This is a genomic window from Mycobacteroides sp. LB1, from assembly GCF_013449725.1.
Taxonomy (GTDB): domain Bacteria; phylum Actinomycetota; class Actinomycetes; order Mycobacteriales; family Mycobacteriaceae; genus Mycobacterium.
Window position 1 is genome coordinate 1481052 of the sequence record NZ_JACCFF010000001.1, and the last position, 8383, is coordinate 1489434.

At 63.5% G+C, this 8383-nt stretch carries 10 protein-coding genes; 5 read left to right on the plus strand and 5 right to left on the minus strand.

The features are described from left to right. Positions 1–89: 89 nt before the first annotated feature. Together MLB1_RS07310 and MLB1_RS07315 are read right to left on the minus strand one after the other, a co-directional pair. Complete coding sequence (locus MLB1_RS07310) at positions 90–617, minus strand: mycothiol transferase (protein ID WP_180748969.1); 528 nt, start codon at positions 615–617, stop codon at positions 90–92. Next, on the minus strand, positions 614–1807 hold the full coding sequence (locus MLB1_RS07315; RefSeq protein ID WP_180749742.1) for an MFS transporter: 1194 nt from the start codon (positions 1805–1807) through the stop codon (positions 614–616). Before MLB1_RS07315 ends, MLB1_RS07310 begins: the two co-directional genes overlap by 4 nt. Positions 1808–2040: 233 nt before the next feature. On the opposite strand from MLB1_RS07315, the gene MLB1_RS07320 reads away from it, so the two are divergent. The 3 genes from MLB1_RS07320 to MLB1_RS07330 all read left to right on the plus strand — a co-directional run bounded on the left by MLB1_RS07320 (position 2041) and on the right by MLB1_RS07330 (position 4894). Next, positions 2041–2400, plus strand: a complete 360-nt coding sequence (locus tag MLB1_RS07320) for a metalloregulator ArsR/SmtB family transcription factor (protein WP_180748970.1) — start codon at positions 2041–2043, stop codon at positions 2398–2400. A gap of 25 nt (positions 2401–2425) precedes the next feature. Next, the gene (locus MLB1_RS07325) at positions 2426–2869 is read left to right on the plus strand and encodes an SRPBCC family protein (protein ID WP_180749743.1); all 444 of its coding nucleotides are present in this window, start codon (positions 2426–2428) and stop codon (positions 2867–2869) included. 231 nt (positions 2870–3100) lie between these two features. Next, positions 3101–4894: a PE-PPE domain-containing protein gene (locus tag MLB1_RS07330; protein WP_180748971.1), complete on the plus strand. Its 1794-nt coding sequence runs from the start codon at positions 3101–3103 to the stop codon at positions 4892–4894. Positions 4895–5070: 176 nt separating this feature from the next. Here MLB1_RS07330 and MLB1_RS07335 read toward each other — a convergent pair whose 3' ends face one another. Then, the gene (locus MLB1_RS07335) at positions 5071–5427 is read right to left on the minus strand and encodes a cupin domain-containing protein (RefSeq protein WP_180748972.1); all 357 of its coding nucleotides are present in this window, start codon (positions 5425–5427) and stop codon (positions 5071–5073) included. Positions 5428–5503: 76 nt separating this feature from the next. Here MLB1_RS07335 and MLB1_RS07340 point away from each other — a divergent pair, with 76 nt between their 5' ends. Together MLB1_RS07340 and MLB1_RS07345 are read left to right on the plus strand one after the other, a co-directional pair. Continuing rightward, a complete protein-coding gene (locus MLB1_RS07340; RefSeq protein WP_180748973.1) occupies positions 5504–5668 on the plus strand; it encodes a hypothetical protein in 165 nt (54 codons plus the stop codon). 25 nt (positions 5669–5693) lie between these two features. Then, positions 5694–7205: a trehalose-6-phosphate synthase gene (locus tag MLB1_RS07345; RefSeq protein ID WP_180748974.1), complete on the plus strand. Its 1512-nt coding sequence runs from the start codon at positions 5694–5696 to the stop codon at positions 7203–7205. On the opposite strand, the gene MLB1_RS07350 is transcribed toward MLB1_RS07345, so the two are convergent. Then, positions 7202–7705 (minus strand): mammalian cell entry protein, encoded by a 504-nt coding sequence (locus tag MLB1_RS07350; protein ID WP_180748975.1) that lies wholly within the window; start codon positions 7703–7705, stop codon positions 7202–7204. The genes MLB1_RS07345 and MLB1_RS07350 overlap by 4 nt on opposite strands. Beyond that, on the minus strand, positions 7684–8382 hold the full coding sequence (locus MLB1_RS07355) for a mammalian cell entry protein (RefSeq protein WP_371750567.1): 699 nt from the start codon (positions 8380–8382) through the stop codon (positions 7684–7686). Before MLB1_RS07355 ends, MLB1_RS07350 begins: the two co-directional genes overlap by 22 nt. Position 8383 lies beyond the last annotated feature (1 nt).

Consider the following 8383-nt stretch of genomic DNA (forward strand, 5'->3'; position numbering starts at 1 on the left):
CATAAGTCGCACCCCCAGCTCGCTCCCGAGCCTGCGTCCAGTGCGAGATTCCGGCGGATTCTCCGCGCTCAGCGCAGACTCGCGACGCACTAGCCCCGCGGGATGATTCCGCGCAGGTACGCGGCCTGCCCCAGGTGTTGTGCGCAATCGTCGACGATGCTGACCAACCGGACGCTGGCCGTGACCGGGGGATCCCAATGTTCGTCGACGACGCGCGCGAGTTCCGCATCGGTCAGGGTCTCGACGTAGCGCAGCGTCATCTCGTGCACGTCACGGTAGTAGCCGCTCAGCTGGTCGGCTGTCGCGATGACCTTGGCCACGTCCTCCGGCGTGTGTCCGTACCCGTTGGAGTCGGCCGGCAGATCGAGACCGAAGCGCGGTTCCCAGCCGCCGGCCGTCCACACCGGCTCCTCACCGGTGATGGCGCAGATCTGCGCGTCCTGACACCGCGCCGAATGCCAGATCAGCCAGGCGATGCTGTTCGCGGTCGGAGTGGGGCGATGGACCAACCCCTCATCGGGAACACCGTCGGTCACCTCGCCGACATGTTCGATGATCCGAGTGAAGCTGTCACGCAACAGTTCCCGCGCTGAGGCCGCCGCGGTTGCATCCGTCATGGCTTGACGGTACGCCGGGGCTTGGCCACCGGTTTAGTCGGCGGTTTGATCATCGCAAGGTTGCTCGCCAAGCAGCCGCAGACGAGTACCGCCAAGATCGGCAGCACCAGAGCAGTGTTCAGCGAGAACGCATCGGCCAACCAGCCGATAAGGGCCGGGCCGCCCAGCACCGCGACGTATCCCGTCCCGACCACTCGCGAGAGCACCCTGCCCTCGTGCTGTTCGTCGATATTGCCCGCCACCGTGAACACCTGGGGGACACCGCCTGCGAGACCGAGGCCGACGGCCGCCCATCCCACCAATGTGAGCGGCAGCATCGGTGAGGCGATCACGACCACCAGGCCGACCGCGGCCAGCGCGCAACCCCAGCGCACCACCAGCACCCGACCCACACGTGCCACCAGCTTGTCGACGGTGAACCGACCGACCGTCATGGCGGCCATGAACACCCCGAACGTGAAGGCTCCCTGGGAATGAGAGGCGCCCAGATGCTCCTGCGCATGCAGGCTGCTCCAGTCCGTCGCCGAGCCCTCAGAGAGCATGAGCAGGAACGCCAGGAGGCCGAGTATCCACACCTGGCTGCGGCGATAGGCGACAGCCGGAGGCATCGTGTACGGCATCGTGTCCGGCGCTTCTGTCTCACCCGCTCGTAGCCTGCCCCGCAACAGCACCGTCCCAGCGCATGCAAGCACCGCCAGGCACAGCACGGTGACGCCGAGAACGGTCACCAAAATGGGGATGTGCAGCGCGAAGGCACCCGACCCGATGCCTGCTCCCACCACATTGCCGACGGAGAACACCCCGTGGAACGAGGCCATGATGGGCCGACCGTAGAAGCGTTCGACATCGACCGCGGCGGCGTTCATCGCCACATCGGTGACACCGACCGCGACGCCACATAGGAACGCGCCGATCGCTGCGGCCAACATCGTGTGCGCCGACAGCGGGAAGTTGACGCCGATCGCCATGGCGGCGCCTCCGGCGACGGCGATGGGACCACTACCGAAACGGTCGACGAGCAGACCGCTGAGTTGCATACCCGCGAGGGCACCGCACCCCAGAACCAACACCACGACGCCGAGCATTGAGGAGGACATGCCCGCGGCCTGTTTCATCGTGGGCAGGTGCACCGCCCAGGTAGCCACCACCAGGCCGAACGATGCAAACACGCCGATCACGGCCACCCGCATACGTAGCGGTTTCGTCAAGAAAAATCCTCACCTCGGGCATTGAGCCAACGATCGCGCACCCACCACGACCTCGGCGAGCAGCACTCACCGGTACCTCTGGTCCACAGTAGTTGCCCCGGGCCGAGTGGACATTCACACACGGTGTTATTCGGCCGATGTCTGCGCAGATGTTCTCTCGGGCAGCGGGGAACATATCCCTTGATATTCATATGACTTTATGGTGATATGAATCCATGGACGCCTTCATGGTGATCGCAGATCCGACCCGGCGCCGGATCATCGACACCCTTCGTGAAGGGGCAGCCGATGTCACGACATTGATCGAGCGGCTCGACCTTTCACAGTCCCTGGTGTCCAAGCACCTCGGCGTCCTACGCGACGCCGGCACGGTGCGAGTGGAGGTCGCCGGAAAACATCGCGTCTACCACTTGGCCGAAGATCCCCTGCCCGCCGTGCTGGCGTGGGTGACGCCCTATCACCGCAAGTGGGCCAATGCGCTCGACCGCCTGACATTTCTCATCGACAGCGATGACGACAAGGAAGAAGATGACCGTGACCAATCCCCTGGCCGCTACCCTCGCCCCCTGCGATGACCACGAGGGCAAGTGGGTTCTCGCCATGTCCCGCGACTTGCACCACCCGCCGGAGAAGGTCTGGCGCTGGCTCGTCGACCCCGACAAACTGCGCCAGTGGTCACCCGCCGTACCCGATCGTCCACTGGATTCCGTGGGGGCCGCGCACGTTCAGGAAACCTCGGCCGATCCGGTGCTCGACGGCGAAGTACTCACCGTCGATCCACCGCGCGAGCTCATCCACCGCTGGGGTCCCGACGACACTCTGCGCTGGCGAATCGAACCCACGGAAACCGGATGCCGACTCACCCTGGAGCATTCGATGTCCGATCGCGGCAATGCCTCCGGAAACGCCGGCGGTTGGCATATCTGCCTGGACACGCTCACCCTCGCCGTTGACGGGAAACCGCGTGGCCGAGTGGTCAGCATGGGCGCCATGGAACACGACTGGCAACGCCTCAACGACGGGTACGCGGCGATACTCGGCTGAACTCTCACAAAATTTGCCCGCCCACAGCCGGGCAACCAGGGGCCAGCCAGTTAATTTGACTACGCAAAGCTACCTAAAATCGCAGATCAGCGCCAACTACACGTGTAGTGGCAAATTTGCGCCGATTGCCCGTTTTGACCGTTCAGGCTATGGCGAAAAAGCTTTGCCCTTTCTACTCTCAGGCCACCGCATTCGGCATCGGCGCCGAATGTTGCCACGGGAGGGCTTGGTATGGCTGCGCAGCATTCTGTTTTGGGGAAACGTCGCTCACTCAAGCGCTCGATAGCGACTGCTGCCGCGGTGGCGGCGACATGCACCGTCCTGGCACCAGTCGCAATAGAGTCGCGAACCATCGCCTCGACGCTCGTGTCCTATGTCATCGGAGTCGGCGGCCGTGGTGATGGCCCGAGTGCGAACATTCCCGCCAAGCTCGGTGGCCTCGACGGCTTCTACAACTCGTCCTCCGATACGTACGTCCCCGTCGCATATCCGGGGACGATGTGGCCCGTCGACAGTCTGCAAGACAAGACCTTTCGCCAATCTGTCACGGAAGGGCACACCGCACTTGCTCAAGAAATCGCAACGCATCCAGGGGAGAAGGTCATCGTTGGCTATTCACTCGGTGCTGTAGTCGTCAACGAGTCACGCAAGGACCTCGGAAAGCAGTACGGGCCTGAGGGAAACCCGGACATCAAATTCGTCCTGATCTCTAACGCTTACAAGCCCAACGGGGGCATTCTGGCCCGCCTCCCAGGTATCTGGATTCCGTTCATGGACATCTACTCGACCGAGCCTGCGAAACCAGGCATCTTCACTACGACGGACGTCACCAACGAGTACGACACCATCGGCGACTTCCCCGCATACTTCAATCCGCTCGCCGTCGCCAATGCCCTTGTGGCATTTCCGTATACACATCCTGACCAGTTCTACGACAACACCGATCTGAACAAGTACGACAACGCCGACGCCATTCCGGATAAAACCCAGACGGAAGGCAACAAGACCACGTTCCACTACGAAGATGGCACGACCAAGACCGTTATCGCCAACGCGAACGGCTCCACATCCACCTACTACGTGGTGCATACCGAACACCTCCCGCTGCTGCAGCCGCTGCGCGCTCTCACCAATCCGATAGGCGCCTCCTTCGTGCTCGATGCCATCGAACCCACCCTGCGGGTGTTCATCGACATGGCCTACGACCGCGAGACCAGCCCGGGCACCGTAAAACCGTTCAGCCTCTTCACCCCAACTAAGAACATCATCGACGCATTCAAGAAGCTCCCCGGCGCCATCGAGGAAGGCGCCGAGAACTTCCAGAACGGACTGACCGGCTCGGCTCCCAAGCAACCCGCACCGGCCGACAAGCCCGCCAATCCCCCTGCGGACCCAGCGAAGGCCACGCCACCCGCAGCCCAGAAACCCGCACCCGAGGCCCCCAAGGCGCCGGTCCTCACCCTCACCACATCCGAGCCGACCACTCCCCCGGCGCCGACCAAAGTCCCCGATCCCACCGCCATCGCAGTCAGCGCCACCACACGGACGACGCCGGAAATCGTGAACGCCACCCCCGCCGTAACCGGTACGGCCTCCGCGCCGACGACCGAGGCGAAGCCTGAAACCAAGCCGGAAGCAAAGGCCGATGAGAAGCCCGATCAAAAGCCCACGCTGACGTCCGTCAAGGACACCGACAAACCGACGAACACCACAAAGCCCACCCTGCGACTTCCAAAACTTCCTGCGTCACAGTCCGGGACGACCCCGAAGAACCCGAAACTCCCGTCAATCAGAGACAGCCTCAAGTCGATTCCGGGCCTGGGTATCAGCAAGGCACCCAGCACCACCACCACTGGTGGCACCGAGACAAACACCGGCCCGGACACGAGCACCAACAAGGGAACAGGTGACACCGGAAACGCCAGTGACTCCGGATCCCCCAACCACGCCAACCCGAGTGACCACTCCAACTCGGGCGATCACTCGAACTCCGGCGGCGGCCGCTCAGCGAGCAACGCGGCCTAGCGCCACCCGCACGGCATCAGCGGCGTCATCGGTCGCGATCGGAAACCGTCCGGTGGTGCGGTTCGAGCGTCAGCGGCCTGGGATCCTGCCGCGGGGGCTCGGCACAGGCACCGAGAGCCACCGCACAAATCAGCCAGATCACAACCCCCGCGTTCCGCACCGGGGCAAGTCAAACATCACCCCTCGGGATAGAAGAGGAAAAGCACGCAGCCCTGCTCAGACTGGGGAATGTGCCAAGACGCCGCGGGTGCATGCAGGAAGGTGCCCGCGGGGTAATCGTTGACCCCGTCATTGAGCACCCCGGAGACGACGTACACCTCCTCCGGCCCGGGGCGATGGTGGTCCTCTCCCACCCATACCGCTCCGGGCGCGATGGTCGTGATCAGCGCTTTCGCACCATTCTCACCCTCCCAGAGCGGTTGAATGGTCACCCCCGGAAAGAGTTCGATCGGCTCGACATCGGCAGCCGATTTCCACGCGTATCCCGGCGCATTGGGACCGAACTGAGCAGGATCACCCTGGAGCGTCGTCATGTGCGGAGCAACCCGATCCGGCCGTCTGGGCATTCCTCGTGTGGGCCGCCGACCATTCGTCGCCTAGACTGGGTGTATGCCAGCCAAGACCGAACCGGCCGCCGACGAAGAATTCGAGCCGCTGGCCGACGAGACTGCACATCAGGCGCAGCGCGTCGTCGCCGCCTACGCCAACGATGCCGATGAATGCCGCATGCTGCTCGCGATGCTGGGTATCGGGCCAACCAAGGTCGACGCGTAGCAGATACGTTTCCATTTAGGAATCAATGAAGCCTCGATCGGATGAACGATCGCCGGTAGAGGCTATTGCCGGCACCTCCGACTTCGTCGTCGTCGCCAATCGCCTCCCGATCGACCTAGTGAAGCTGCCCGACGGCTCCAATAGCTGGAAGCGCAGCCCCGGTGGGCTCGTCACCGCGATGGAGCCGCTGCTACGCAAGCGCCGCGGCGCCTGGGTGGGCTGGCCCGGGGTCCCTGACACCGACGTTGAGCCGGTCTCAGAGGACGACATGGTCCTCTACTCGGTGCGCCTCTCCACCGAAGAAGTCGCCGAGTACTACGAAGGCTTCTCCAACGCCACCCTGTGGCCGCTTTATCACGATGTGATCGTCAAACCGGAATATCACCGCGAGTGGTGGCAGACCTACGTCGACGTCAACCGCAAGTTCGCGGAGGCAACCGCGGCAGTCGCAGCGGAGGGCGCCACAATCTGGGTGCAGGACTATCAGCTCCAGCTGGTGCCCAAGATGCTTCGCATGCTGCGCCCCGATCTGACCATCGGCTTCTTTCTGCATATCCCCTTCCCGCCCGTCGAGCTGTTCATGCAGATGCCGTGGCGCACCGAGATCGTCGACGGCCTACTGGGCGCCGACCTCATCGGATTCCATCTGGCCGGCGGTGCCCAGAACTTCATGTACTTAGCGCGAAGATTGGTGGGCGCCAGCACATCTCGCGCCTCCATCGGTGTGCGCTCGCGGTTCGGCGAGATCCGAGTGGGCTTCCGCACGGTGAAAGTGGGCGCATTTCCCATCTCCATCGACTCGACGCAGCTCGACAATGTGTCCCGCAGCAAGCAGATACGCCAGCGCGCCAAGGAGATTCGCGCCGAGCTCGGTGGACCGCGCAAGATCCTGCTGGGCGTGGACAGGCTCGACTACACCAAGGGCATCGATATTCGACTGCACGCCTACGAGGAACTACTCGCCGAGGGCAGAGCCAGCAGCCGGGACACGGTATTCGTCCAGCTCGCCACCCCCAGTCGCGAACGCGTCGAGAGCTACAAGAAGATGCGCGGCGATGTGGAACAGCAGGTGGGTCACATCAACGGAGAGTTCGGCGAAGTCGGACATCCGGTGGTGCATTACCTGCATCGACCGGTGCCGCGCGAGGATCTCATTGCATTCTTCGTCGCCGCCGATGTCATGTTGGTGACACCCCTGCGTGACGGTATGAACCTGGTGGCCAAGGAGTACGTCGCCTGCCGCAGCGATCTGGGCGGCTCGCTGATCCTCTCCGAATTCACAGGCGCCGCAGCGGAATTACGCCAGGCATACCTGGTCAATCCGCACGATATCGACGGCGTGAAGGACGGTATCGAGTCTGCGCTCAACCAGGCCCCGGAGGAAGGGCGGCGCCGGATGCGGGCGCTACGCCGCCAGGTACTCGCTCACGACGTGGATCGGTGGGCGCGCGCATTTCTCGAGGCGCTGGCGACTCCCGCCACCGGTGACTCGATCGCACCGGAGCAGCCCGCGGTATTGGGCGGCGAGCCTCTCTAGAGTGGCGTGATGTAGGCGATCAACCACTTGTCGCCGACACGCTCATAGTTCACCTGAATCGACGACGAGTCATACACCGGAGTGCGCGACTGGTCGGTGATGGTGCGGTTCATGTACACCACCACCTGCGCCGAGTCTCTATGTGCGGCAATGATTCCGGTACCTACGATGCTTGTCTGGCTGACGATCTTGCGCTGTTTGGCCTGCGGGATGATCTCCCTGTTGGCCTTGTCTTGGAACTCGCGCCGGTACTCAGGAGTCAGCCCCGCGTACTGTTGGTCGAGACTGCGTTCGACGGTCTGGTAGTCGTATCCGAAGATACTTCCAACCTGCTTGCCGGCCTGCTTGATCAGTGTTTCACCGGCGGCCCGACTGGCCTTCGTGTCGACCCTGTGCCAGTACATTCCGCCTGCGACGGCCGACAACCCGATCACGGCGAGCACCACGGTCGCGACGAATACTCTTGTCAACCAGCGCATCAGCTCTGCCCGTCCGGCCACCGCAGGTCATACGCCGTCATGTTGCCCTGCTGATCCTCGGCGACGATCATCCGCATGCGGTACGACTTGGAGGGCTCGTTGACCCCCGAGTCGGCGTTGGTGAGGGTCACGCGCGCGGAGATGAGTATCGAGGCCTTCTTGCTCACCTCGTCGACACTCTCCAGGCTCGCCTTCTTGATCACCACCTCCGAGCTGGACCCGGTTTGGTGGTACAGCGCTTTGAGATTGGCAGTGTTGTCGGGGTTGAACGTGCCCCGCAACGGTCCGCTGGTGCTGTTAACGAACTGGTCGACATTCTTGTCAATGCTGTCCTGGCCGTAAGTCATCATGTTCGTCACCGTCTGCACGGCGGTGTCTACGAAGCGCTGATCGCGCGCGGCCTGAAGGTCATCGCGATGCTGAGCGCGGCCCATGAGCGCTACCGCCACCCCTAAGGCACCGATGAGCACTACCGCGGCCACCGCCGCGACCCGGGCCACCGCGCGCGCGTTACCGGTACGCCGTGAAGCCGCAACGGAGGGCTCGGGTTTCGACCGGGCCTCGGTGCGGCCCAACGAAACACTGATGGGCTCGGCACCGATCTCACCCGTCGGGCCGGCAGGTCGAGCCGCCCGGCGCCGGGTCACCGATGATGAGCCACTTGCGCGAAGACCATCAGGCTGCGGTGGCTCCGTCATA

Coding starts and splice junctions, on each gene's coding strand:
- MLB1_RS07320 (WP_180748970.1), top strand. CDS start 2,041: ATGGACGCCTTCATGGTGATCGCAGATCCGACCCGGCGCCGGATCATC.
- MLB1_RS07335 (WP_180748972.1), bottom strand. CDS start 5,427: ATGACGACGCTCCAGGGTGATCCTGCTCAGTTCGGTCCCAATGCGCCG.
- MLB1_RS07345 (WP_180748974.1), top strand. CDS start 5,694: ATGAAGCCTCGATCGGATGAACGATCGCCGGTAGAGGCTATTGCCGGC.
- MLB1_RS07330 (WP_180748971.1), top strand. CDS start 3,101: ATGGCTGCGCAGCATTCTGTTTTGGGGAAACGTCGCTCACTCAAGCGC.
- MLB1_RS07355 (WP_371750567.1), bottom strand. CDS start 8,382: ATGACGGAGCCACCGCAGCCTGATGGTCTTCGCGCAAGTGGCTCATCA.
- MLB1_RS07325 (WP_180749743.1), top strand. CDS start 2,426: ATGTCCCGCGACTTGCACCACCCGCCGGAGAAGGTCTGGCGCTGGCTC.
- MLB1_RS07310 (WP_180748969.1), bottom strand. CDS start 617: ATGACGGATGCAACCGCGGCGGCCTCAGCGCGGGAACTGTTGCGTGAC.
- MLB1_RS07340 (WP_180748973.1), top strand. CDS start 5,504: ATGCCAGCCAAGACCGAACCGGCCGCCGACGAAGAATTCGAGCCGCTG.
- MLB1_RS07315 (WP_180749742.1), bottom strand. CDS start 1,807: ATGCGGGTGGCCGTGATCGGCGTGTTTGCATCGTTCGGCCTGGTGGTG.